The sequence below is a fragment of the Promicromonospora vindobonensis genome (assembly GCF_042685865.1).
GTDB lineage: Bacteria > Actinomycetota > Actinomycetes > Actinomycetales > Cellulomonadaceae > Promicromonospora > Promicromonospora vindobonensis.
Map to the genome: position 1 here is coordinate 3198168 of NZ_JBHUOG010000002.1, position 22318 is coordinate 3220485.

Sequence of the window (22318 nt, forward strand, 5' to 3'; positions counted from 1 at the left end):
GTTGAGGTACCAAATCCCAGCATTCTGGACCGCCCCTCCCCTGGGGAACGCGGTCGGCATAAGGTCGGGCCATGCGATTCGGACTCTTCATCCCGCAGGGCTGGCGCCTCGACCTGGTCGACATCGCGCCGGCCGACCAGTGGGCCGCCATGCTCTCCCTTGTGCACCGCGCCGAGAACCAGGCGGCCGGCGAGGCCGTCCCCGGCGGTGAGTTCGCCTGGGAGTCGGCGTGGGTCTACGACCACTTCCACACCGTCCCGCAGGTCACCACGGAGGCCACCCACGAGGCGTGGACCCTCATGGCGGCGTTCGCCGCGGCCACGCAGCGCATCCGCCTGGGACAGATGTGCACGTGCATGGCGTACCGCAATCCGGCGTACCTGGCCAAGGTCGCCTCGACCGTCGACACGGTCTCCGGCGGCCGCGTCGAGATGGGCATCGGTGCCGGCTGGTACGAGCACGAGTGGCGCGCCTACGGCCACGGCTTCCCGTCCGCCGGCGAGCGCCTGCGAGCGCTCGACGAGGGCGTGCAGATCATGGCGAGCATGTGGCGCACGGGCTCATCGGGCACGTTCGAGGGCAAGCGGTACCAGGTGGACGGCGCACTCTGCTACCCGCAGCCGCTGCAGCAGCTCCCGGTGGGCGACGGCGGTGCCGAGGTGCCGTCCATCCCGCTGTGGATCGCCGGCGGCGGCGAGAAGAAGACGCTGCGCATCGCGGCCCAGCACGCCCAGTACACGAACTTCGCCGGTGCGCCGGAGACGTTCGACCACAAGTCGCGCGTGCTGGCGGAGCACTGCAAGGAGCTGGGCCGGGACCTCGGCGAGATCACCCGGTCGGCGAACTACAACGTGGTGATCGGCGAGACCGAGGCCGACGTCGCCGACCGCATGGCCTGGATCGAGGCGCACCTGCGCAAGTGGGCCCCCGAGAAGGCCGACGAGGAGATCAACACCTGGCGGACCGGGCTACTGGTCGGGACACCCGAGCAGATCGTCGAGCGGCTGCAGGACATGCGGAGTCGCGGCCTGGAGTACGCGATCACGTACTTCCAGGAGGCGGCCTACGACCAGTCCGGCCTCGAGCTCTTCGAGAAGCGGGTCGTCCCAGAGCTCCAGTAGCTCACCCGACCCCGATCGGGGCCAGGGAAAGATCACCCCTCCGCGATCACCATCGCCGACGCTATCCCCGCGTCGTGCGAGATCGTGATGTGCCAGGTGCGCACACCCAGCTCGGCGGCGCGGGCGGCGACGGTGCCGCTCGCGTCGATCCGGGGCGGGCCGCCGACCGTGCGGTGCACGGTGACGTCGTGCCAGCGAAGGTTCCCCGGGGCGCCGAGCGACTTGGCGATGGCCTCCTTGGCCGCGAACCGAGCGGCCAGGGACGACGGCGGCAGCTCCCGCTCCACCTCCGTGAAGAGCTTCTCGCGCAGCCGGGGCGTGCGATCGAGGGTCTCCATGAACCGGTTCACGTCGACCACGTCGATGCCCGTCCCGATGATCATTGGCTCAGCCTAGAGGTCGTCGACGGTCTCACTGATTTCATCCATGTCCCACCACACTCCGGCCTTGCGCATGATGCCCGTTTTCAGGCACTCTGTTCCAGTAATGTAGAGGTAAAGGTGGCGCCTGCATCGTACCGGCAGAGCGCCACCTTTCATGCGTAGGAGGCCGCCATGCCCGAGGACGACGACAAGCTCCCCTTTCCTGTGCTCATGGTCGTGATCTTCGGCGTCGTGATCGCGGCGATCGTCAGCCTGCTCGTCTTCGTCGCGGTCGCGCGCTGACGACTCAGGCCTGGCCGCTCAGCGCATGCCGCTGAGCACCGGCCTCTTCCTCGACGCGGTCCAGCCACTCGCTCACCAACGCCTCGAACAACCCGCGCTGCTCGATGTTCAGTGCATGCCCCGCGCGGTCCAGCACCGCGAAGGTCGCCCGCGGGTAGTGCTCGACCAGCTCCCACGCGTCGCGGTAGCCGGTCACCGAGTCCTGCCGCCCCACCACGACGAGCGCCGGCCGCTCGAACGGCGCGGGCTCGACGGCGAAGGTGCCCGCATAGCTTCCTTCGATCCGCGCGGTCACCACCGGGTCGGCGGCCGCCAGTCCGGGGTCCACCTGCCGCCGGGTCGCCTGCCAGGTCTCCTCGGTCTGCACCACGAGGATCTCCTCCGCCCCCAGCGCCTCGGCACCGACCCGCTCGGCCAGCCCCGGGTCGCGGACGAGCACCTGGCGCACCGGGAGCTGCCGGAGCTCGTGGCGCGGTTCGACCACCGTCACCACGGCGGCCAGTCCCGCCACCCGTTCCGGGTCGGCGGCGGCCAACCCGCGCGCCAGGTAGCCGCCGTACGACTGGCCGACGACGACGTACGGGCCCTCCGGCACCAGCGCCTCGACGGTCCCGCGCAGGATCCTGAAGACGTCGTCGGTGCTCGCGACGTCGGGCGCTTCCGTTCGCCCCATACCCGGAAGGTCGACGTAGAGCCGACGCCAGCCCGGTCGCTCCGCGAAGACCGGCTCGAACGCGCCGGTCATGATCCGATGGTCCACCGGGAACCCGTGCACCAGCACTGCCGTGGCCGCTCCGGGCGTGCCCGACCCATGCTCCACGTAATGCACGCTGACCCCGTCAACCTCCACGTACGCCATGTACGCCCCTTCCGTCGGGCACGAGGTTAGACGGAGCCTCCGACATCCCGGATGCCCGCGGTGTCCTCCGGCTGGACAAGATGCCGCCAGCGGAACCACTTGCGTTCCAGCTCCTCGGACAGGTCCACGTCGAACCGCCGGGCGACGAGCAACAGCTGCGCCAGCGCGTCGGCCACCTCGCCACGGAACGCGTCGCGCGTCTCGTCGTCGGACAGGCCGCGGTCCCGCGAACGGCCGGACAGGCTGAGGAACGCCTGGGTCAGCTCCCCGACCTCCTCGTGCAGCTTCAGGACGAGCCAGTCGTCGGTGCGCTCCAGCCCGTGCACCCGCGCGTAGACGCGGCTGATGATCTCGACTTCGTCGGAGAGGTTCTCGAGGTCCACGCCGCCGAGCGTGCCACAGCCGAGGCCCTCACCCGTCGGCTACTCCACGGTCACGGACTTCGCGAGGTTGCGCGGCTGGTCCACGTCGAGCCCCTTCGCGGTCGCCAGCGCCATCGCGAAGATCTGCAGCGGCACGACCGCCAGCAGCGGCTGGAGCAGGGTGGGTGCCTGCGGGATCCAGAAGATCTCGTCGGCGTACTTGCGCACCTCGTCGTCGCCGTCCTCTGCGATCACGAGGGTGCGGGCGCCGCGCGCCCGGATCTCCTGGATGTTCGAGACGACCTTGGAGTGCAGGGAGTCGCGCCCTCGCGGCGACGGCACGACGACGAACACCGGCTGGCCCTCATCGATCAGCGCGATCGGGCCGTGCTTGAGCTCTCCCGCTGCGAAGCCCTCCGCGTGGATGTACGCGAGCTCCTTGAGCTTGAGGGCACCCTCCAGCGCGACGGGGAATCCGACGTGCCGGCCCAGGAACAGCACCTTGTCGGACTTCTCCATGGACCGGGCGGTCGCGCGCACGTACTCGCCGCGCTCGATGACCGTCTGGATCTTGCGGGGCATGGCGCGCAGCTCGTCGAGGAGCGTCACGATCTCGTCGGGGAACTTGTTGCCGCGCAGCTGCGCCAGGTACAGGCCAAGCACGTACGCGGCAGTGATCTGCGCGAGGAACGCCTTGGTGGAGGCGACGGCGATCTCCGGGCCCGCGTGCGTGTACAGCACCGCGTCGGACTCGCGCGGGATCGTCGAGCCGTGCGTGTTGACGATCGAGATCACCTTGGCGCCCTGCTCGCGCGCGTGGCGCACGGCCATCAGCGTGTCCATGGTCTCGCCGGACTGCGTCACGGCGACGACGAGCGTGCGCTCGTCGACGATCGGGTCGCGGTAGCGGAACTCGTGCGCCAGCTCGACCTCCACGGGGATGCGGCACCAGTGCTCGATCGCGTACTTCGCCACGTGCCCCGAGTAGGCGGCCGTACCGCAGGCGACCACGATGATCTTGTTCACCGCGCGCAGGATCGACTCGTCGATGCGCAGGTCGTCCAGCACCAGCGCCCCGGCGGCGTCGGTCCGGCCGAGGAGGGTGTCGGCGACGGCCTGCGGCTGGTCGTGGATCTCCTTGTCCATGAACGACGCGAAGCCACCCTTCTCAGCGGCGGCGGCGTCCCAGTCCACGGTGTAGCGCTTGGCCTCGGCGGGTTTGCCGTCGAAGTCGGTCACGGCCACCGACGTCGGCGTGATCGTCACCACCTGGTCCTGCCCCAGCTCGAGGGCCTCCTTGGTGTGTGCGATGAACGCGGCGACGTCCGACCCGAGGAAGTTCTCCCCCTCGCCGAGACCGACGACGAGCGGGGAGTCGTGCCGGGCGCCCACCACCGTGTCCGGCGCGTCCGCGTGGACGGCGAGCAGCGTGAACGTGCCGTGCAGGCGGCCGGCCACCGCCGTCATCGCGTCGGTCAGGTTCCCCGTCTCGCGGTACGCCTTGGCCACGAGGTGAGCGGCCACCTCCGTGTCGGTCTCCGAACGGAAGGTCACGCCGTCCGCCAGGAGCTCGGCCTTGAGCTGGGCGAAGTTCTCGACGATGCCGTTGTGGATCACGGCGAGCCGGTCGCCGTCGGCCAGGTGCGGGTGCGCGTTCGCGTCCGTCGGACCGCCGTGCGTGGCCCAGCGGGTGTGGCCGATGGCAGCGGTGGCCTCCGGCAGCGGCTCCTGGTCGAGCGCCTCGATCAGGTTGGCGAGCTTGCCCGACTTCTTGGCCCAGGCGACGCCGTCCAGCCCCGGCGCGACGAGCGCGACACCGGCCGAGTCATATCCGCGGTACTCCAGCCGTCGCAGTCCTTCGATGGCGACGGCGAGGGGCGTGCCCGACGGCGTAGCGGCACCTGAGGCGTTTCCGTCCGCCGTAGTCGCAGCAGTTCCCGTGTAACCCACAATCCCACACATGCGGGCGAGTCTAGCGAGGGTCCTGACCTGCCCCCATGACCAGGCTCACACGCCGGCCTCCGCACAGTCCCCGCGACGCCCCGCCGGGGCCGGTGGCGATTCCCGCGTCTGCTTGGGGCACAATGCTGCAGGTGGTTTCCCAGTTCCCGACGACGGATCACGGCGAGCACCTGCTGGCCCTCTCCCCGTCCTCGCCCTACGTGGATCTCGACCGCGCGGCCTGGAGCCGCCTGTCGGCCTCCACTCCCCTGCCGCTGACCGACGAGGACGTCGAACGTCTGCGGGGTCTCGGCGACCCCATCGACCTGGCCGAGGTCGACGCGATCTACCGTCCCCTGTCGCGCCTGCTCAACCTGTACGTGATGGCGACCGGCGGGCTGCACGACGCGACGTCGACCTTTCTGCACGAGGACCCTCCCCGCACCCCGTACGTCATCGGGGTGGCCGGCTCGGTCGCCGTCGGCAAGTCGACGACGGCGCGCGTCCTGCGCGAGATGCTCGCCCGCTGGCCGGAGACGCCGCGCGTCGAGCTCATCACGACCGACGGGTTCCTCTACCCGAACGCCGAGCTCGAACGACGCGGTCTGATGGAGCGCAAGGGCTTCCCCGAGTCGTACGACCGGCGCGCACTGATCCGCTTCCTCTCCAGGATCAAGGCCGGCCGGCCCGAGGTGCGTGCCCCCGTCTACTCGCACGTCACCTATGACATCGTGCCGGACCAGGAGATGGTGGTCCGCAAGCCCGACGTGCTCATCGTCGAGGGCCTCAACGTGCTGCAGCCGGCCCGCCCGTCGGCCGTCGACGAGTCGACGGTCGCGGTGAGCGACTTCTTCGACTTCTCGATCTACGTGGACGCCCGGACGCGGAACATCCGGCAGTGGTACGTGGACCGGTTCCTCGAGCTGCGCCGTACCGCGTTCACCAAGCCCGACTCCTACTTCCGGCGGTACGCCTCGCTCTCCGACCAGGAGGCGACGGAGCGGGCCCTGAAGATCTGGGAGTCCATCAACGCGCCGAACCTCGAGCGGAACATCATCCCCACGCGCGGTCGCGCGACGCTCGTCCTGACCAAGGGATCGGACCACGCGGTGCAGCGGGTCCGCCTCCGCAAGCTCTGAGTACGCGGCTGTGGGCCCTCAGGAGTCCGACGGCGGGACCGTGACCTTCGCGTCGGACGGGTCCGCTGCGGTCTCGGGCTCCTCGTCGAGGTGCCTGCGCGAGAACCAGCCGACCACCTTGTCCACGATGAAGCCCATCGCGACGCCCAGCACCACGCCGATGCCGATCGCCAGGAGCGGCTCGTGGCCGAGCCACTGCGCGGCGACCAGGCCGATGCCCGCGGAGTAGAGCGCCCACATGACGGCGGCGATCGCCGCGATGACCATGAACCGGCGCCGCGGGTAGCCGACGGCGCCGGCCGTCATGTTCACGGCGACCCGTCCGATCGGCACGTAGCGCGCCGCCAGGATGAAGGAAGCCCCGCGGCGGGTCAGCGCCCGCTCCGCCCAGGCCACCGAGCGGCGCCCGCGCGGGCCCCGTAGGAACGGCACGCGCTCGGTACCGATCAGCTGCCCGATCTTGTAGGCGATCTGGTCGCCCACCCACGCCCCGGCCGCCGCGGTCAGGAGCACCAGCCACATCCAGGGCGTCCCGGTGCTGTGTGCCGACACGGCCAGCGTGATCACGACGGACTCGCTGGGCAGCGGCGGGAAGAAGCCGTCGATGGTCGCGAAGGCGAACATCGCCGGGTAGATCCACGGCGAGGCCGCCATCGCGAGGATCCAGGCCTCGGTGGCACTCATGACTGTGGAGATGAGTTCGAGCACGGGACCTCGAGAGTCTCGGTCGGGCGCTACCCGTCGACAGTGTCAGGGCGACGCCCGGGGGCGGAGGACGGCACTTGTCAGCGCCTGCGGCCAGCCTACGCAAGGGGGGCCCCTGAAAGACATCAGGGGTCCCCCTGGTAGAACCCCGCTTCCCAAGGATTCACTGAGCGTTCACGCCTGCCGTGCCTACCGCCACAACCCCGCGCGGCGGCCCACCACCTTCGCTACAGCGCGAGCCGCTCCCGCACGACGGCGGCCAGGTCCTCCGCCACCTTGTCCGCCTCGTCCTGGGCAGGGGCCTCGACCATGACGCGCACCAGGGGCTCGGTGCCGGACTGGCGCAGCAGCACCCTGCCGGTGTCCCCCAGACGTGCCGTCGCGTCGGCCACGGCCGCCTGGACGCCCTCGTCGGTACCCGCACGAGACTTGTCCACGCCTGGCACGTTGACGAGGGTCTGCGGCAGACGCTCGATCTGCCCGGCAAGGTCGGCCAGGCGCTTGCCCGACGCCTTCACCCGTGCGGCAAGGTGCAGCGCCGACAGGACGCCGTCGCCCGTCGTGGCGTGGTCGGCCAGGATGATGTGGCCGGACTGCTCACCGCCGAGACCGAACCCGTTGGCCCGCATCTCCTCGAGCACGTACCGGTCGCCGACGGCGGTCTGCACCGTCGTGATGCCGCGCTCGCGCATCGCCAGGATCAGACCGAGGTTGCTCATCACGGTCACCACGAGGGTGTCGCCGGGCAGGCGGCCCTCCTCCTGGAGCGCACTGGCGAGGATCCCGAGGATCTGGTCGCCGTCCACGATGGCGCCGGTGTGGTCGACGGCGAGGCAGCGGTCGGCGTCGCCGTCGAACGCGACGCCGAAGTCGGACTCGGACGCCACGACGACGGCCTGGAGCTGCTCCGGATGCGTGGACCCGCACTTCTCGTTGATGTTGCGCCCGTCGGGGCTCGCGTTCATCACCACGACGTCGGCGCCCGCAGCACGCAGCGCGTCGGGGCCCACCTCGCTCGCGGCGCCGTTGGCGCAGTCGAGCGCGATGCGCAGGCCTTCGAGCGGCCGGTGGTCGGGGGTCGTCCCGACGCTGTCGGTCAGGTGCCGCACGTAACGGTCCGCTGCGGCCTGCCCGTCGATGCGGATACGCCCGACGTCGGCGCCCGTCGGGCGCTCCCACTCGTCGCCGAGCGTGGCCTGGATGGCGTCCTCGACGGCGTCGTCCAGCTTGAGCCCTCCGCGGGCGAAGAACTTGATGCCGTTGTCGGGCATCGGGTTGTGCGAGGCGGAGACCATGACGCCCAGGTCAGCCTCCAGCTCCGTCACGAGGTAGGCCAGCGCGGGCGTCGGCAGCACGTTGAGCATCACCACGTCCACACCCGCCGACGCCAGTCCCGCCGCGACGGCGCCCGCGAGGAACTCGCCCGAGGCGCGAGTGTCCCGCCCCACGACCGCGCGCGGGCGCGGCCCCAGCAGCTCACCCTGTGCCGTGAGCACCCGCGCGGCGGCGGCGCCCAGCTCCAGTGCCAGCTCCGCCGTGATGTCCTTGTTAGCGAGACCCCGAACTCCGTCGGTGCCGAACAGCCTGCCCATGCCGGTTCTCCTCAGATCGTTCGGATCCCACCGTAGTGGGCGCCCAGCCCGTGCCGGAAATGCAGATGGCCCCGCTGAACAGTGTCGACACTGTTCGGCGGGGCCATCCAGCCACGCGCTGGGATCAGCGCTTGCTGTACTGCGGAGCCTTGCGGGCCTTCTTGAGACCGGCCTTCTTGCGCTCGACCTTGCGGTCGTCACGCCGGAGGAAGCCGGCCTTCTTGAGCTCGGCGCGGTTCGCGTCCTCGTCGATCTCGTTCAGCGCGCGGGCGATGCCAAGGCGCAGCGCGCCGGCCTGGCCCGACGTGCCGCCACCCGTGATCCGGGCGATGACGTCGAAACGGCCCTCGACCTCGACGAGCTGCAGCGGCGAGTTCACCAGCTGCTGGTGCACCTTGTTCGGGAAGTACTCCTCGAGGGTGCGGCCGTTGACCTTCCAGGTGCCGGTGCCGGGGACGAGGCGCACGCGCGCCACGGCCTCCTTGCGGCGCCCGAGGGCCTGAGCCGGGGCGGTGATGGACGAGCCGCGCGTTGCAGGTGCGGCCGTCTCGGTGGTGTAGTTGCTGGGCGACTCTGCGCCCTGCTCGATGTCGACGGTGGTCTCGGCCACTGTGGTGTCCTCGCGTCCTTCAGCGTTGCGATCCGGCAGCGGCCTCAGGCCTGCTGCGAAACCTGGGTGATCTCGAACGGCTTGGCCTGCTGCGCCGTGTGCGGGTGCTCAGGGCCTGCATAGACCTTCAGGTGGGTCATCTGCTCCCGGCCGAGCGAGGTCTTGGGGATCATGCCGCGCACGGCCTTCTCGACGGCGCGCTCCGGCTTGGTGTCCAGGAACTCGCCGTACGGGGTGGCAGTGAGGCCGCCCGGGTAACCCGAGTGGCGGTAAGCCATCTTGGTCTCGCGCTTGTTGCCGCTCAGCGCGACCTTGTCCGCGTTGATGATGATGACGAAGTCACCACCGTCGACGTGCGGGGCGAAAGTCGGCTTGTGCTTCCCGCGCAGCAGTGTGGCGACCTGGCTTGCCAGGCGGCCCAGGACGACGTCGGTCGCGTCGACGACGTACCAGTCGCGCTGGACGTCGCCGGGCTTGGGGGTGTACGTACGCACGGTTCGTAACCTTTTCGTTTTCGGTGTCGTCGGGCGAGAAGCAGCGCCCGATGAGTCAGGTCGTTGTGCGCGGGGGTCAGAGTGACGTCCGGGCCGATCGCAAGCACTCGAGTGGGCTCGATGCTGACGCAGGACGTCGTGACAAAGCACAACGACTCATTAGAGTACCTGGCGGCTTCCCCGGGGGTCAAAGCGAAGCGGGTAGCGATACCCGTCGCGGACCATGAGGTTCGACACGTCCGCCTGTGGCGTCGGCGGCGATCTGGTGCCACGGTAGGAACATGACCGAGGAAACGCCAGCCACGATGCCAGGTCCGGACGGGCTCGCCGAGGGAGACACCGACCAGCTCCCGTCCGAGGACACGTTGTACGACCGGGGCACCAAGGACAGCCTCGACGAGGGTTACTCCCCGCCGGAGCGCCCCCGCAGCAACCATTGGGGCGAGACCTCGTGGGAGGAGCGGCACGGCGAGCCGATGGACCAGCGCCTCCGCGAGGAGGAGCCGGACGTCTGGCAGGCGGACCCGCTCGACCGCGCCGACACGTCACGCGCGGGACGGCTCGTGTCCGACCCCGACGCGGACCCCGGCAGCTACGCCCGCGAGGACGGCAACCGCGAGAACGACCTGTACGGAACGGACGCCGGCATCGACGGCGCGGGAGCGAGCGCCGAAGAGGCAGCGGTCCACTGGGTCGACGAGCCGTGACCGAAGGTAGAGAGTCCTGAGCCGCGACGCGACGTAGTCGTCTCCCGCTGGTCGCGGGAGCGCTACGTCGCCGCAGCCCTACGTGGCGCCGACGGTCTCTTCCCAGACGTCCTCGTCCATGCGTTTCGCGCGGACGGAGTCGGCCCGCGCCGCGAGCTCCTCGTCCGGCGGGAACGTGATCTCCTCGAGGCACAGGCCTTCCGGCGGCACGACGAAGACGCCCGCGTCCCTGCGTCGGCTCGCCAGGAGGTCCGCAGGCCAGCTCACGGGCCGGCGGCCCTCCCCCACCGCTATGGAGGCGCCGACCAGCGCACGCACCATGTTGTGGCAGAAGGCGTCTGCGACGACGTGCGCGACGGCCAGCCCGGCGTCCGGCCCCTCGGTGGGCCGCTCCCACGCGATGCGCTGCAGCTCGCGGATGGTCGTCGCACCGGGCCGGGGCTTGCAGTACGAGGCGAAGTCGCGCACACCGGTGAGCGGACGGACGGCCTCGTCCATCGCGGCGACGTCGAGCGGCTTGCGGGACCACAGGACGTGCTTGCGGCGCAACGGGTCCCGGAGCTCAAGGGCGTCGGCGATCCGGTACGTGTAGCGGCGGCGCAGCGCCGAGAAGCGCGCGTCGAACCCCGGCGGCGCCGGGACGGCGGCGCGCACGACCACGTCGCTCGGGAGCACGCCCGTCAGACGGGACACCAACGCCTCGGCCGGCGTGCGGCTGGAACGCCCGGAACGCCCGGGCAGCGCGGCCCAGGCACCCGCCTCGATGTCGACGTGCGCCACCTGCCCTCGCGCGTGGACGCCAGAGTCGGTACGCCCCGCGACGGTGAACCGGGGCGTCGGCCGGCCGAGCTGCTCGCTGCGCAGGACGCGCGCGAGACCGTCCTCGAGGGCCCCTTCCACGGTACGCAGGCCCGGCTGGCGCGCCCAGCCGGCGAAGCCGCTTCCGTCGTAGGCGAGGTCGATGCGGGCCCTGATGAACTCGTTCACGTAGGCCATCCTCCCCGATCCCGGCCCGGGGGTTCGTAAAGTGACGTCATGGTAGACACCCTCACGCTGGCGGTCGACTGCGGTGGCGGCGGGATCAAGGCAGCGGTCCTCGACACGTCGGGCACCGCCCACGCAACGCCGGTCCGCGTCCCGACGCCGTACCCGCTCCCGCCCGAGCTCCTCGTCGACACGATCGCCAAGATCGCCACCGACCTCCCGGCGGCCGCGCGGGTCACGGTCGGTCTGCCGGGCATGATCCGCAGCGGCGTCGTCGTGCACACGCCGCACTACATCACCCGGTCGGGCCCGCGCTCGCGCGTGCTGCCTGCGCTGCTGGACGCCTGGCGCAACTTCGACATGCGCGCGGCGGTCGCGCAGCGGCTCGGGCTGCCCGCACTCGTCCTGAACGACGCAGAGGTGCACGGCGCCGGCGTCGTCGCCGCGTCGGGTCTCGAGCTCGTCATCACCCTCGGTACCGGCCTGGGGACGGCCATGTTCCACGGGGGGCGCATCGCACCGCACCTGGAGTGGTCGCACGCTCCGGTGCGCCGCAGCCTGACGTACGACCAGTACATCGGCGAGCCCGAACGCCGTCGGCTCGGTGACGGGCTGTGGTCGCGCCGGGTCGTCTCCGTCGTCGACGGCCTGCGGCCCGTCTTCCTCTGGGACCGGCTCTACATCGGCGGCGGGAACGCTCGGTGCATCACTCCGTCGGCACTCACCCGGCTCGGCGACGACGTCGTCATCGTGCCGAACTCCGCCGCGCTGGTGGGCGGCGCGCGAGCGTGGGACCTCCCGCCGTCCCAGTGAGCCGCCGGACGCACGACGACGCCGGGCCGCACCTTCCGTACGGAGGGTGCGGCCCGGCGTCGTCGTGCAGGGAGAAAGAGGCTCAGGCCTCCTTCTTCTCCTCCGTGGTCTCCTCGGCCGGAGCGTCCTCGACGGGAGCGTCCTCGACCGGGGCGTCCTGGACGTCCTCAGCCGGGGTCTCCTCGACGGGGGCGGCCTTCTCGGCGGCCTTGGTGGCCTCCTTGACGACGGCCTGCTTGGGGCTCACGGGCTCGGTGATGAGCTCGATGACCGCCATCGGCGCGTTGTCACCCTTGCGGGTGCCGATCTTGGTGATGCGCGTGTAGCCACCGTTGCGCTCGGCCATGGCCGGGGCGATCTCGGTGAAGAGCGTGTGCACCACGCCCTTGTCACGCACGACGGTCAGCACGCGACGACGCGCGGACAGGTCGCCCTTCTTCGCGAACGTGATCAGGCGCTCAGCCAGGGGACGCAGGCGCTTGGCCTTGGTCTCCGTGGTCGTGATGCGGCCGTGCTCGAAGAGGGAGGTCGACAGGTTCGCGAGAATCAGGCGCTCGTGAGCCGGGCTACCGCCGAGCCGCGGACCCTTGGTGGGGGTAGGCATTACTTGTCTCCTTGGAAGTGGTTCCGCGCGTCCGGCCTAGGCCGGACGCGGGACGTCAGTACGACTGCTCGTCGCCGCTGTAGGCCGCGGAGTCGCCACCCTCGAAGTACGAAGCGCCGGCCGGATCGAAGTCCAGCGGCGAGTCCTTGAGGCTGAGGCCGAGCTCGGCCAGCTTCTCCTTGACCTCGGTGATCGACTTGGCACCGAAGTTGCGGATGTCGAGCAGGTCCGCCTCGCTGCGAGCCACAAGCTCGCCCACCTGGTGGATGCCCTCGCGCTTGAGGCAGTTGTACGAACGGATGGTGAGGTTGAGCTCCTCGATCGGCAGCGCCAGGTCCGCGGCAAGCGCGGTGTCCGTCGGCGACGGGCCGATCTCGATGCCCTCGGCCTCGACGTTCAGCTCACGTGCCAGGCCGAACAGCTCGACCAGGGTCTTGCCAGCCGATGCGAGCGCGTCGCGAGGCGTGATCGCCTGCTTGGTCTCGACGTCGACAATGAGCTTGTCGAAGTCGGTGCGCTGCTCGACTCGGGTGGCCTCGACCTTGTACGTGACCTTGAGGACCGGCGAGTAGATCGAATCAACCGGGATGCGCCCGATCTCCGCGTCGAACTGCTTGTTCTGCGCGGCGGACACGTACCCACGACCCCGCTCGACGGTCAGCTCGATCTCGAGCTTGCCCTTGTCGTTGAGGGTGGCGATGTGCAGGTCGGGGTTGTGGACCTCGACTCCCGCCGGCGGAACGATGTCCGCGGCGGTCACGATGCCGGCGCCCTGCTTGCGCAGGTACATCACGACGGGCTCGTCGTTCTCCGAGGAGACGACGAGGTTCTTGATGTTGAGGATGATCTCGGTGACGTCCTCCTTCACGCCCGACACGGTGCTGAACTCATGCAGCACACCGTCGATGCGGATGGAGGTGACGGCCGCGCCCGGGATGGACGACAGCAGCGTGCGACGCATCGAGTTGCCGAGCGTGTAGCCGAAGCCAGGCTCGAGCGGCTACGTGAGAAGGCGGGAACGGCTCTCCGAGATGACCCTCTTCGTCCGTGGGGCGCTGTGGCGATGAGCACTGTGTGTGTCCTTTCAGTGGTGCGTCCGCTATAGCGCATCACGGCAGCGATCTCTCGCAGCCCGAGCAGGAGCTCTGCACCGTCCGGGCGAAGGCGCACCGCGAAAGAGTGAGTCGGACGTCGGAGAGAGAAGGGAAGGGAGAAGGGAGAAAGGGGAGAGAAAGAGAAGAGGAGAGAGAAGAAAGAAAGAGGAAGAGGGAAGGAGGAGGGGAGGGAGAGGGAAAAAGGGAAGGGAGAGGGAGAGAGAAAAAGGGAAAAAGAAGAAGGAGGGAGAGGAAAAGAGAGGAAGGAGCGAGGAAAAGAAAAAGCGGTCGCGGTGCGGTCCCCGCGCCCTGGGGCCGCGCGAGCGCACGCGGCGCGACGAGATATCAGACAGCGGCGACAAAGCTTCGAGCGGCAGCCGTGGAGCCTAGCGCACGCTGGCGAGCAGACCTCGAGAAAAGCGGTCGCCTGGAGCGAGCGAGCGCGGGCTGCGACGACCGGAACCGGGACCGGCACGAAGACGTCGACCTTCTTGACGCCGTGCTCCTGCGCGCGGCGGGCAGCCGACTCGGCGGCCATCTGCGCGGCGTACGGGGTGGACTTGCGGGAGCCCTTGAAGCCGACGTGGCCTGCGGACGCCCACGACACCACAGCACCGGACGGGTCGGTGATCGAGATGATCGTGTTGTTGAAGGTGGACTTGATGTGCGCCTGGCCGAGCGGGACGTTCTTCTTGTCCTTGCGGCGGGGCTTACGGCCGGCGGCGGCGCGAGTCTTGGGAGGCATGTGTTTTGAAATCTCCTGGTCTGATCGGACCGGGGCGGTCTCAGCTCGGTGAGCCGACCGCTCCACGGACTGCTATCAGCGGGCCTTCTTCTTGCCCGCGACGGTGCGCTTGGGACCCTTGCGGGTACGCGCGTTGGTCTTGGTGCGCTGACCACGCACCGGCAGTCCGCGACGGTGGCGGATGCCCTGGTAGGTGCCGATCTCGACCTTGCGGCGGATATCGGCCGCGACCTCACGGCGGAGGTCACCCTCGAGCTTGAAGTTGCCCTCGAGGTGGTCGCGGAGCGCAACGAGCTCGGCGTCGCCGAGGTCCTTCACGCGGACGTCCGGGCTGATGCCCGTGGCGGCCAGGGTCTCCTTCGCGCGGGTACGACCCACACCGAAGATGTAAGTGAGCGCAACCTCAAGCCGCTTGTCGCGGGGGAGGTCGACGCCGATAAGACGTGCCATGTGCCTTCCGGCTCCTTGTACTGCTCGTCGGAGGTCTACCGCACCGCCATCCCGCGAGTCACGCGGGCCCCGGCCTCCGGGCCGAGGGTTCCCCTCTCCCTGCGCGGTTGCCCGCTGGGCGAGGTTCGAGGTGGTGCGCTGACGGTGGCCTCAGCCACCGACCCGGGCGGTTGCCCGGGATGTGATCAGCCCTGGCGCTGCTTGTGGCGCAGGTTGTCGCAGATCACCATGACGCGACCGTGCCGGCGAATCACCTTGCACTTGTCGCAGATCTTCTTGACGCTCGGCTTGACCTTCATCGGATTTTTCCTCCGCAACGGACGTCCGGTCTCCCGGTGCGCACGCAGCAGTGTCGTGGGTGGTCGATCATGCGGCGACGTCACCTCCGGCCAGGCCGTGGACGACGTAGCCCCGGATCGGGGACTGACTACTTGTAGCGGTAGACGATCCGGCCGCGGGACAGGTCGTACGGGCTGAGCTCCACCACCACGCGGTCCTCGGGAAGGATCCGGATGTAGTGCTGACGCATCTTGCCCGAGATGTGCGCGAGAACTCTGTGACCGTTCGACAGCTCTACGCGGAACATCGCGTTCGGCAGAGCCTCGATCACGCTGCCCTCGATCTCGATGACACCGTCCTTCTTTGCCATATCCTCCGCTAACTCTCGTCGTGACTGCTTCCACGCCCACGGCACCGCAGGATCCCTGCGAAGCCGACAGTCGGGTGTGGATGTCGTGTGTGTCCGTGTGCCGCCTACCTCGTGCGCCTCGGCCTGCGCCCCGCTTGCGCGGGGACCGGCAGGCGCCGTGGCACCCTGTCAGGAACTGGAGGCGTTGAACGGACTACACCCAGCGGTCCAGCCTACGTCACTTCCGAAAGCAATCAAAGCGCAGGGCGCCGTGATGGGCCTCGAGGGCCGTGAGCCTCGCCACGCGCACCCGTTTCAGAGGTCGTACTCGACCCCCGGCAGACCGATCATCGTGTGCGGCAGGCTGCCCACGAAGAAGAACAGCATCGGGAGCCAGCCGAGCACGACCCCCAGACCGAGCGCGATGAGCACCGGGATACCGCGAGTCTTCCAGAGCCAGACGCCGAGCAGCCACACCACGATGCCGAGCAGCAGGACCGACTCCCACACCAGGAGCGACGTGCCGAACCCGAGCACGATGCCGACCCACAGAAAAGGGCTCGGTGCGAGACGGCGACCCCACGCGGCAAGCCAGCGCCCGAAGCGCTCAAGGCCACGACGTGCGGCCGGAACCGCCCGGGCGCGCCAGGGACCTCCCGTCGACCCGCGCACCACGTGCGCCGGCGCCGCGTAGGTCGCGTCCACGGGGAGCCCGACGTCCACGCCAGGCTCCGGAGAGCCGGCGCTGCCGGGCGGGGTGTGCGCGTCATTGGTCACGAGCCGATCGTAGCCAACTGAACCCGACTTAAATAGCCCCCGGGTGAAACCCGTCGACCCCGGCTCCGCCAGGCGGTTCAGCCGAGCGCGACCGGCTCCACGCCGAAGACGCCGAGGCGCTCCGCTCCCCCGTCGACCGCGGTCAGGACGACGATGCCGTCCTCCATGATCGCCGTCGAGTGCTCCCAGTGCGCCGCGCGGGCCCCGTCGACCGTGACCACCGTCCAGTCGTCCTCGAGGACCCTGGTCTCTGCTCCGCCCCGCGCGATCATCGGCTCGATCGCAAGACACATCCCTGGACGCAACCGCGGTCCCGACGCCGACGTCTTGTAGTTGTGCACGTCCGGCGGCTGATGCATGGCACTGCCGATACCGTGCCCGACGTAGTCCTCGACGATGCCGTACTCGACCCCGCTGAACTCACCGGCCATCTCGACGGCCGCCTCGACGGCCTCGCCGACGGCGTTCAGCCGCTTCGCGGAGGCCAGGGCGGCGATGCCCGCCCACATGGCGGCCTCCGTCGTCCGGATGAGCGCGATGTCGGCGAGGTCAGCACCCGCGGCGACCAGGTCGTCGTCGGGCAGCTTGTGGTCAAGAGCGCCGTCGGCACCCAGGACGAACGAGATGGCCGAGTCGCCGTGCCACCCCTCGACGGTCGCACCGCAGTCGATCGAGACCAGGTCACCCGCCGCGAGCACCCTGCTACCGGGGATCCCGTGGATGACCTCGTCGTTGACCGACGTGCAGATCACGCCCGTGAACCCGTGGTAGCCGAGGAACGACGGCGCCGCGCCGGCCTCGTCGATGGTCCGGGCGGCCACCGCGTCCAGGTCCGCGGTCGTCAGGCCGGGCCGGGCCGCAGCCCGTACCGCGGCGAGAGTCTCCGCGACCACCAGACCGGCGCGCCGCATGAGGCGCACCTGGTCCGGTGTCTTGTACTCGACTCGTTCCCGCCCGAAGACCACGCCTCAGCCCAGCTGGGCCGCGAGAGCGGCGACGATACGGTCGGTGACCTCGGCGATCTCGCCGAGCCCGTCGACCTGGACGAGCAGGTTGCGCTCGGCGTACGCAGCCGTCAGCGGAGCGGTCTGCTCCGCATAGATGTCGAGCCGGCGCGTGATCGCGTCCTTGGTGTCGTCCTCACGCCCCTCCTCCTCGGCACGCTTCGCGATGCGTGACAGGAGCTCGGCGCGGTCCGCCGTCAGCTCGATGACGCCGTCCAGTGCCCAGCCGAGGTTGGCGAGGATCTGGTCGAGCTCCGCGACCTGGGCCGCGTTCCGCGGGTACCCGTCGAGGATGAAGCCCTGCTTGACGTCCGGCTCCGCGAGGCGGTCCTTCACCATCGCGTTGGTGACCTCGTCAGGAACCAGGTCGCCTTTGTTCGTGTACTCCTGCGCAAGCTTGCCCAGCTCGGTCTCCCCCGCGATGTTCGCGCGGAAGATGTCGCCCGTCGAGATCGGGACGATCCCGAAGACGTCAGCGAGGCGGGCTGCCTGCGTACCCTTCCCCGCGCCCTGCGGACCCATGATGACCAGGCGCGTGACCTGGCCCTCGTGGTCCGGACGAGCGTGCAGCTCGCGGCGAGAGGTGGTGGTGGGGGTCTGGCTCAACGGAGAAATCCTTCGTAGTGGCGCTGCTGCAGCTGCGAATCGATCTGCTTGACCGTATCCAGCCCGACACCGACCACGATGAGGATCGAGGCACCGCCGAAGGGCAGGGACGTGCTGACGCCGAGGAAGACGAGCACCAGCGTCGGGATCAGCGCGACGAGCGCGAGGTACAGGGAACCGGCGGAGGTGATCCGGGTGATCACGAAGTCCAGGTACTCCGCCGTGGGGCGGCCGGCGCGGATGCCGGGGATGAAGCCGCCGTACTTCTTCATGTTGTCCGCGACCTCGTCCGGGTTGAACGTGATCGAGGTGTAGAAGAAGCAGAAGAAGATGATCATCAGCGTGTACACCGCGATGTACAGCGGCGACGACTGCTCGACCAGGTTGTTGGAGATCCAGACGACCCACTCGGACTGCTGGTCCCCGAACTGCGCGAGGAGGCCGGGCACCGCGAGGATCGACGCAGCGAAGATCACGGGGATGACACCCGACATGTTGATCTTGATCGGGATGTACGTGCTGGTGCCGCCGTACATCCGGCGGCCCACCATGCGCTTCGCGTACTGCACGGGGATCCGGCGCTGCGACTGCTCGACGAACACCACGAGACCGATCACCAGGACGATGACCAGGATCATGACCGTGAAGTTGACGACGCCGTTGGCGCCACCGGCGATCGACCAGAGCGACGTGGGGAAGCTCGCTGCGATCGACGTGAAGATCAGGAGCGACATGCCGTTGCCGACGCCGCGCTCGGTGATCAGCTCGCCGAGCCACATGACGAGGCCCGTGCCTGCGGTCATGGTGATGACCATGAAGATCGAGGTCAGGACGCCGTCGTCCGGGATGACGGGGACGTCACAGCCCTGGAAGAGCAGGCCCTGACGCGCCGTCGTGATGACGGTGGTCGACTGCAGGATCGCGAGGCCGATGGTGAGGTAGCGCGTGTACTGGGTCAGCTTGGTCTGACCCGACTGGCCCTCCTTCTGCAGCGCCTCGAAGCGTGGGATCACCACGCGAAGCAGCTGCACGATGATGCTTGCCGTGATGTACGGCATGATCCCGAGGGCGAAGATCGACAGCTGCAGCAGAGCTCCGCCGCTGAAGACGTTGATCAGGCCGAGCAGCGTGTTGTCACCCTGCCCAGCAATACATTGCTGCACGTTCGCATAGTCCACACCGGGAGTCGGGATGAACGACCCGAGCCGGAAGATCGCCATGATCGCGATCGTGAACAGCAGCTTGCGCCGCAGGTCTGGCGTCCGGAAAGCCCGGCCGAAAGCGCTGAGCACCCTATCCTCCTGGCCCGCCGTTGCGGGATATCGTGTCGCCGGCAGGACACCGGCGAGGTGTGTCGAACGTGGGCCAGACCACAACGGTGCAGCCGGACCGTGTCGGATTCTACGTTGCTCACGGGGTCTCTCGGACCACGAGGGCCCCCGAATTTTCCCAAGAGAGCACACAGGGCCGGCCGCGCATCATGCGCCGCCGGCCCTGGAGCTGTCTCAGGCCTCGGAAACCGTACCGCCGGCCGCCAGGATCTTCTCCTTGGCGGATGCCGAGACGCGGTCGACCGCGATCTCGAGCTTGACGGTGATCTCACCGTTGCCGAGCACCTTCACGGGCTGGCCCTTGCGGACCGCCCCCTTGGCGACGAGGTCCTCCACGGTGACAGAGCCACCGTCGGGGAACAGCGTTGAGAGCTTGTCCAGGTTCACGACCTGGAACTCCACGCGGAACGGGTTCTTGAACCCACGGAGCTTCGGGAGGCGCATGTGCAGAGGCACCTGCCCACCCTCGAAGCCTGCGGGCACCTGGTAACGGGCCTTCGTGCCCTTGGTACCACGACCTGCCGTCTTGCCCTTCGACGCCTCACCACGACCCACACGGGTCTTCGCGGTCTTGGCGCCGGGGGCCGGACGGAGGTGGTGCATCTTCAGCGGCTTGTTCTCCGCCATGATCACTCGACCTCCTCGACGGCGACGAGGTGCGCCACCGTCTTGACCATGCCACGAATCTCCGCACGGTCCTCCTTCACGGCAGTGTCGCCGATCCGCTTGAGGCCCAGGGTTCGCAGCGTGTCACGCTGGTTCTGCTTGCCGCCGATGGCGGACTTGGTCTGAGTCACCTTGAGTCGAGCCATCACGCACCCGCCTTCGCAGCAGACTCGGCACGACCAGCAGCCTGCGCGCGAAGGAGCGCGGCCGGGGCCACGTCCTCGAGCGGGAGGCCACGACGAGCGGCAACAGCAGCCGGCTCCTCGAGGCCCTTCAGGGCCGCGACCGTGGCGTGCACGATGTTGATCGCGTTCGACGAACCGAGCGACTTGCTCAGCACGTCGTGGATGCCGGCGCACTCCAGCACGGCGCGCACCGGACCACCGGCGATCACACCGGTACCCGGCGACGCCGGACGCAGGAACACGACACCGGCGGCCTTCTCACCCTGGATGGGGTGAGGGATGGTGCCCTGGATACGAGGGACGCGGAAGAAGCTCTTCTTCGCCTCCTCGACACCCTTGGCGATAGCCGCGGGCACTTCCTTGGCCTTGCCGTAGCCGACGCCGACGGTGCCATCGCCATCGCCCACCACGACGAGCGCGGTGAAGCTGAAGCGACGGCCGCCCTTGACGACCTTGGAGACGCGGTTGATGGAGACGACCTTCTCGACGAAGGCGCTCTTTTCCTCGCGCCCTCCGCGACGGTCGTCGCGACGGCCGCCACCACGGCGGTCGTTACGGTCCTTGTTCTCGGTGGCGGCACCCTGGGGGGCGCCGCTGCGCTGCCCTGCAGCCATCAGAGAGTCCTCTTCTTCCGTGCGTTGGTCATCACAGGGCCAGACCGCCCTCGCGGGCGCCGTCAGCCACTGCAGCGACGCGACCGTGGTACTTGTTGCCGCCGCGGTCGAACACGACGGTGTCGACGCCGACAGCCTTGGCACGCTCGGCGACGAGCTCGCCGATCTTGCGGGCCTTGGCCGTCTTGTCGCCGTCGAACGCACGCAGGTCGGCCTCGAGGGTCGACGCCGACGCGACGGTCTTGCCCACGTTGTCGTCCACGACCTGCACCACCATGTGGCGCGAGGAACGGGTGACAACCAGACGCGGCCGAACGGCGGTGCCGGCGATCTTCTTGCGCAGGCGCAGGTGACGACGCTGGCGAGCGACGGACTTTCCCTTACCCAGGATCTTGATAGCCATCGTCACTTACCAGCCTTTCCGACCTTGCGGCGGACATTCTCGCCGGCGTAACGCACGCCCTTGCCCTTGTAAGGCTCGGGCTTGCGGATCTTGCGAATGTTCGCTGCGACCTCGCCGACCTGCTGCTTGTCGATGCCCGAGACCGAGAACTTGGTAGGGCTCTCGACTGCGAACGTGACACCCGCGGGGGGTTCGATGACAACGGGGTGGCTGAATCCGAGCGCGAACTCAAGGCCCGAGCCCTTCGCCACGACTCGGTAACCAGTACCGACGATCTCGAGCTTCTTCTCGTAGCCCTGCGTCACACCGGTGATCATGTTGGCGATCAGGGTGCGGGTCAGGCCGTGCAGCGCACGGGAGTTCCGCTCGTCGTCCGGACGGGACACCACGAGCTGGGTGTCCTCCTGGGCGACATTGATGGGGGCGGGCACGTTGTGCTCGAGAGAACCCTTGGGGCCCTTCACGGTCACGAGCGCGCCGCTGACAGTGATGTCCACGCCGGCTGGGACCGGAACGGGAAGCTTGCCGATTCGAGACATTGGCGTTTTCTCCTTTCCGGATTACCAGACGTAGGCGAGGACTTCGCCGCCGACGCCCTTGGCCTGTGCCTGCCGGTCGGTGAGGAGACCAGAGGACGTGGACATAATCGCCACGCCCAGGCCGCCGAGCACCTTGGGCAGATCGGTGGACTTGCGGTAGACACGCAGACCGGGCTTCGAGATGCGGCGCACGCCCGCAAGGGCGCGCTCCCGGTTCTGGCCGTACTTCAGCTCGAGCGTGAGGGACTTGCCCACCTGGGCGTCCTCCACGGACCAGCCGACGATGTAGCCCTCGGCCTGCAGGATCTCAGCAATGTGCGTCTTCAGCTTCGACGACGGCATGGTGACCGTGTCGTGGTGAGCCGAGTTCGCGTTACGCAGACGGGTCAGCATGTCTGCGATCGGGTCGGTCATAGTCATCGGGCTCTTGCCCTTCCTCGCCGGGGTATCCGAACGGCCGTCAAAGGCCGAACAGACCTACGACGTAGTTGTGTTACCAGCTGCTCTTGGTGACGCCGGGAAGTTCGCCGCGGTGGGCCATCTCCCGCACGCAGATACGGCACAGGCCGAACTTGCGGTAAACGGAGTGCGGGCGACCGCACTTCTGGCACCGGGTGTAGGCGCGGACCGCAAACTTCGGCTTGGCGGCCGCCTTGTTGATCAGGGCCTTCTTCGCCATG

General features: G+C 68.9%; 28 protein-coding genes and 2 pseudogenes. 4 read left to right on the plus strand and 26 right to left on the minus strand.

Annotated features, from left to right (window positions below; translation table 11 throughout):
• The first annotated feature begins 71 nt into the window (after positions 1-71).
• A complete protein-coding gene (locus tag ACFS27_RS27465) occupies positions 72-1121 on the plus strand; it encodes a TIGR03560 family F420-dependent LLM class oxidoreductase (RefSeq protein ID WP_377190289.1) in 1050 nt (349 codons plus the stop codon).
• 32 nt (positions 1122-1153) lie between these two features.
• Here the strand turns inward: ACFS27_RS27465 and ACFS27_RS27470 are convergent, their stop codons facing one another.
• From ACFS27_RS27470 to glmS, 4 genes are all read right to left on the minus strand, one after another.
• Positions 1154-1504: a holo-ACP synthase gene (locus ACFS27_RS27470; protein WP_377190291.1), complete on the minus strand. Its 351-nt coding sequence runs from the start codon at positions 1502-1504 to the stop codon at positions 1154-1156.
• Between the two features lie 286 nt (positions 1505-1790).
• Entirely contained in the window at positions 1791-2645 is an 855-nt protein-coding gene (locus ACFS27_RS27475) for an alpha/beta fold hydrolase (protein WP_377190293.1), read from the minus strand.
• A 26-nt stretch (positions 2646-2671) separates the two neighbouring features.
• Positions 2672-3028 carry a pyrophosphatase gene (locus tag ACFS27_RS27480; protein WP_377190295.1) on the minus strand — a complete coding sequence of 119 codons (357 nt, stop codon included), beginning with the start codon at positions 3026-3028 and terminating at the stop codon, positions 2672-2674.
• Between the two features lie 39 nt (positions 3029-3067).
• Positions 3068-4969 carry a glutamine--fructose-6-phosphate transaminase (isomerizing) gene (glmS, locus tag ACFS27_RS27485; protein ID WP_377190297.1) on the minus strand — a complete coding sequence of 634 codons (1902 nt, stop codon included), beginning with the start codon at positions 4967-4969 and terminating at the stop codon, positions 3068-3070.
• A 122-nt stretch (positions 4970-5091) separates the two neighbouring features.
• On the opposite strand from glmS, the gene coaA reads away from it, so the two are divergent.
• Entirely contained in the window at positions 5092-6087 is a 996-nt protein-coding gene (gene coaA, locus ACFS27_RS27490) for a type I pantothenate kinase (protein ID WP_377190299.1), read from the plus strand.
• Positions 6088-6105: 18 nt separating this feature from the next.
• Here coaA and ACFS27_RS27495 read toward each other — a convergent pair whose 3' ends face one another.
• The 4 genes from ACFS27_RS27495 to rplM all read right to left on the minus strand — a co-directional run bounded on the left by ACFS27_RS27495 (position 6106) and on the right by rplM (position 9488).
• Positions 6106-6771 carry a DedA family protein gene (locus tag ACFS27_RS27495; RefSeq protein WP_377190301.1) on the minus strand — a complete coding sequence of 222 codons (666 nt, stop codon included), beginning with the start codon at positions 6769-6771 and terminating at the stop codon, positions 6106-6108.
• Positions 6772-7019: 248 nt separating this feature from the next.
• The gene (glmM, locus tag ACFS27_RS27500) at positions 7020-8384 is read right to left on the minus strand and encodes a phosphoglucosamine mutase (protein WP_377190303.1); all 1365 of its coding nucleotides are present in this window, start codon (positions 8382-8384) and stop codon (positions 7020-7022) included.
• Positions 8385-8508: 124 nt separating this feature from the next.
• A complete protein-coding gene (gene rpsI, locus ACFS27_RS27505; RefSeq protein ID WP_377190305.1) occupies positions 8509-8994 on the minus strand; it encodes a 30S ribosomal protein S9 in 486 nt (161 codons plus the stop codon).
• A 44-nt stretch (positions 8995-9038) separates the two neighbouring features.
• Positions 9039-9488, minus strand: a complete 450-nt coding sequence (gene rplM, locus ACFS27_RS27510; RefSeq protein ID WP_377190307.1) for a 50S ribosomal protein L13 — start codon at positions 9486-9488, stop codon at positions 9039-9041.
• 281 nt (positions 9489-9769) lie between these two features.
• Here rplM and ACFS27_RS27515 point away from each other — a divergent pair, with 281 nt between their 5' ends.
• A complete protein-coding gene (locus tag ACFS27_RS27515; protein ID WP_377190309.1) occupies positions 9770-10195 on the plus strand; it encodes a DUF5709 domain-containing protein in 426 nt (141 codons plus the stop codon).
• A gap of 78 nt (positions 10196-10273) precedes the next feature.
• On the opposite strand, the gene truA is transcribed toward ACFS27_RS27515, so the two are convergent.
• On the minus strand, positions 10274-11191 hold the full coding sequence (gene truA, locus ACFS27_RS27520) for a tRNA pseudouridine(38-40) synthase TruA (protein WP_377190311.1): 918 nt from the start codon (positions 11189-11191) through the stop codon (positions 10274-10276).
• A gap of 39 nt (positions 11192-11230) precedes the next feature.
• Between truA and ACFS27_RS27525 the strand changes: the two genes are divergently transcribed.
• The gene (locus ACFS27_RS27525; protein ID WP_377190313.1) at positions 11231-11992 is read left to right on the plus strand and encodes an ROK family protein; all 762 of its coding nucleotides are present in this window, start codon (positions 11231-11233) and stop codon (positions 11990-11992) included.
• 82 nt (positions 11993-12074) lie between these two features.
• On the opposite strand, the gene rplQ is transcribed toward ACFS27_RS27525, so the two are convergent.
• The 17 genes and pseudogenes from rplQ to ACFS27_RS27610 all read right to left on the minus strand — a co-directional run bounded on the left by rplQ (position 12075) and on the right by ACFS27_RS27610 (position 22317).
• The gene (rplQ, locus tag ACFS27_RS27530) at positions 12075-12596 is read right to left on the minus strand and encodes a 50S ribosomal protein L17 (protein ID WP_377190315.1); all 522 of its coding nucleotides are present in this window, start codon (positions 12594-12596) and stop codon (positions 12075-12077) included.
• 55 nt (positions 12597-12651) lie between these two features.
• Positions 12652-13629: pseudogene (locus ACFS27_RS27535) on the minus strand (DNA-directed RNA polymerase subunit alpha).
• A gap of 461 nt (positions 13630-14090) precedes the next feature.
• A pseudogene (gene rpsK, locus ACFS27_RS27540) lies at positions 14091-14435 on the minus strand (30S ribosomal protein S11); the annotation flags it as partial.
• A 75-nt stretch (positions 14436-14510) separates the two neighbouring features.
• The gene (gene rpsM / locus ACFS27_RS27545; protein ID WP_253869160.1) at positions 14511-14885 is read right to left on the minus strand and encodes a 30S ribosomal protein S13; all 375 of its coding nucleotides are present in this window, start codon (positions 14883-14885) and stop codon (positions 14511-14513) included.
• A gap of 185 nt (positions 14886-15070) precedes the next feature.
• Positions 15071-15184 carry a 50S ribosomal protein L36 gene (gene rpmJ / locus ACFS27_RS27550; protein ID WP_003956441.1) on the minus strand — a complete coding sequence of 38 codons (114 nt, stop codon included), beginning with the start codon at positions 15182-15184 and terminating at the stop codon, positions 15071-15073.
• Positions 15185-15312: 128 nt separating this feature from the next.
• Positions 15313-15534, minus strand: a complete 222-nt coding sequence (gene infA, locus ACFS27_RS27555) for a translation initiation factor IF-1 (protein ID WP_116673604.1) — start codon at positions 15532-15534, stop codon at positions 15313-15315.
• A 294-nt stretch (positions 15535-15828) separates the two neighbouring features.
• Positions 15829-16290, minus strand: a complete 462-nt coding sequence (locus tag ACFS27_RS27560) for a hypothetical protein (protein ID WP_377190317.1) — start codon at positions 16288-16290, stop codon at positions 15829-15831.
• 77 nt (positions 16291-16367) lie between these two features.
• The gene (map, locus tag ACFS27_RS27565; RefSeq protein ID WP_377190319.1) at positions 16368-17255 is read right to left on the minus strand and encodes a type I methionyl aminopeptidase; all 888 of its coding nucleotides are present in this window, start codon (positions 17253-17255) and stop codon (positions 16368-16370) included.
• 3 nt (positions 17256-17258) lie between these two features.
• Positions 17259-17816: an adenylate kinase gene (locus ACFS27_RS27570; RefSeq protein WP_377191203.1), complete on the minus strand. Its 558-nt coding sequence runs from the start codon at positions 17814-17816 to the stop codon at positions 17259-17261.
• Positions 17817-17896: 80 nt separating this feature from the next.
• A complete protein-coding gene (gene secY, locus ACFS27_RS27575; protein WP_377190320.1) occupies positions 17897-19192 on the minus strand; it encodes a preprotein translocase subunit SecY in 1296 nt (431 codons plus the stop codon).
• A gap of 213 nt (positions 19193-19405) precedes the next feature.
• Positions 19406-19858 carry a 50S ribosomal protein L15 gene (gene rplO, locus ACFS27_RS27580; protein WP_377190322.1) on the minus strand — a complete coding sequence of 151 codons (453 nt, stop codon included), beginning with the start codon at positions 19856-19858 and terminating at the stop codon, positions 19406-19408.
• Between the two features lie 2 nt (positions 19859-19860).
• A complete protein-coding gene (gene rpmD, locus ACFS27_RS27585) occupies positions 19861-20043 on the minus strand; it encodes a 50S ribosomal protein L30 (protein ID WP_020016131.1) in 183 nt (60 codons plus the stop codon).
• The gene (rpsE, locus tag ACFS27_RS27590; protein WP_377190324.1) at positions 20043-20696 is read right to left on the minus strand and encodes a 30S ribosomal protein S5; all 654 of its coding nucleotides are present in this window, start codon (positions 20694-20696) and stop codon (positions 20043-20045) included. The genes rpmD and rpsE overlap by 1 nt, the downstream gene beginning before the upstream one ends.
• Before the next feature lie 31 nt (positions 20697-20727).
• Positions 20728-21099 (minus strand): 50S ribosomal protein L18, encoded by a 372-nt coding sequence (gene rplR / locus ACFS27_RS27595; RefSeq protein WP_377190326.1) that lies wholly within the window; start codon positions 21097-21099, stop codon positions 20728-20730.
• 2 nt (positions 21100-21101) lie between these two features.
• Entirely contained in the window at positions 21102-21638 is a 537-nt protein-coding gene (rplF, locus tag ACFS27_RS27600) for a 50S ribosomal protein L6 (RefSeq protein ID WP_377190328.1), read from the minus strand.
• 21 nt (positions 21639-21659) lie between these two features.
• Positions 21660-22058 (minus strand): 30S ribosomal protein S8, encoded by a 399-nt coding sequence (gene rpsH, locus ACFS27_RS27605; protein WP_377190330.1) that lies wholly within the window; start codon positions 22056-22058, stop codon positions 21660-21662.
• Between the two features lie 73 nt (positions 22059-22131).
• Positions 22132-22317: a type Z 30S ribosomal protein S14 gene (locus ACFS27_RS27610; protein ID WP_021480434.1), complete on the minus strand. Its 186-nt coding sequence runs from the start codon at positions 22315-22317 to the stop codon at positions 22132-22134.
• Between the last annotated feature and the right edge of the window lies 1 nt (position 22318).

Bases quoted from the DNA above. Each gene is read 5' to 3' on its own strand.
- ACFS27_RS27465 (WP_377190289.1), top strand. From the start codon at position 72: ATGCGATTCGGACTCTTCATCCCGCAGGGCTGGCGCCTCGACCTGGTC.
- ACFS27_RS27470 (WP_377190291.1), bottom strand. From the start codon at position 1,504: ATGATCATCGGGACGGGCATCGACGTGGTCGACGTGAACCGGTTCATG.
- ACFS27_RS27475 (WP_377190293.1), bottom strand. From the start codon at position 2,645: ATGGCGTACGTGGAGGTTGACGGGGTCAGCGTGCATTACGTGGAGCAT.
- glmS (WP_377190297.1), bottom strand. From the start codon at position 4,969: ATGTGTGGGATTGTGGGTTACACGGGAACTGCTGCGACTACGGCGGAC.
- coaA (WP_377190299.1), top strand. From the start codon at position 5,092: ATGCTGCAGGTGGTTTCCCAGTTCCCGACGACGGATCACGGCGAGCAC.
- ACFS27_RS27495 (WP_377190301.1), bottom strand. From the start codon at position 6,771: ATGAGTGCCACCGAGGCCTGGATCCTCGCGATGGCGGCCTCGCCGTGG.
- glmM (WP_377190303.1), bottom strand. From the start codon at position 8,384: ATGGGCAGGCTGTTCGGCACCGACGGAGTTCGGGGTCTCGCTAACAAG.
- ACFS27_RS27515 (WP_377190309.1), top strand. From the start codon at position 9,770: ATGACCGAGGAAACGCCAGCCACGATGCCAGGTCCGGACGGGCTCGCC.
- truA (WP_377190311.1), bottom strand. From the start codon at position 11,191: ATGGCCTACGTGAACGAGTTCATCAGGGCCCGCATCGACCTCGCCTAC.
- ACFS27_RS27525 (WP_377190313.1), top strand. From the start codon at position 11,231: ATGGTAGACACCCTCACGCTGGCGGTCGACTGCGGTGGCGGCGGGATC.
- rplQ (WP_377190315.1), bottom strand. From the start codon at position 12,596: ATGCCTACCCCCACCAAGGGTCCGCGGCTCGGCGGTAGCCCGGCTCAC.
- rpsM (WP_253869160.1), bottom strand. From the start codon at position 14,885: ATGGCACGTCTTATCGGCGTCGACCTCCCCCGCGACAAGCGGCTTGAG.
- rpmJ (WP_003956441.1), bottom strand. From the start codon at position 15,184: ATGAAGGTCAAGCCGAGCGTCAAGAAGATCTGCGACAAGTGCAAGGTG.
- infA (WP_116673604.1), bottom strand. From the start codon at position 15,534: ATGGCAAAGAAGGACGGTGTCATCGAGATCGAGGGCAGCGTGATCGAG.
- ACFS27_RS27570 (WP_377191203.1), bottom strand. From the start codon at position 17,816: ATGGGTCCGCAGGGCGCGGGGAAGGGTACGCAGGCAGCCCGCCTCGCT.
- rplO (WP_377190322.1), bottom strand. From the start codon at position 19,858: ATGGCGGAGAACAAGCCGCTGAAGATGCACCACCTCCGTCCGGCCCCC.
- rpmD (WP_020016131.1), bottom strand. From the start codon at position 20,043: ATGGCTCGACTCAAGGTGACTCAGACCAAGTCCGCCATCGGCGGCAAG.
- rpsE (WP_377190324.1), bottom strand. From the start codon at position 20,696: ATGGCTGCAGGGCAGCGCAGCGGCGCCCCCCAGGGTGCCGCCACCGAG.
- rplR (WP_377190326.1), bottom strand. From the start codon at position 21,099: ATGGCTATCAAGATCCTGGGTAAGGGAAAGTCCGTCGCTCGCCAGCGT.
- rplF (WP_377190328.1), bottom strand. From the start codon at position 21,638: ATGTCTCGAATCGGCAAGCTTCCCGTTCCGGTCCCAGCCGGCGTGGAC.
- rpsH (WP_377190330.1), bottom strand. From the start codon at position 22,058: ATGACTATGACCGACCCGATCGCAGACATGCTGACCCGTCTGCGTAAC.
- ACFS27_RS27610 (WP_021480434.1), bottom strand. From the start codon at position 22,317: ATGGCGAAGAAGGCCCTGATCAACAAGGCGGCCGCCAAGCCGAAGTTT.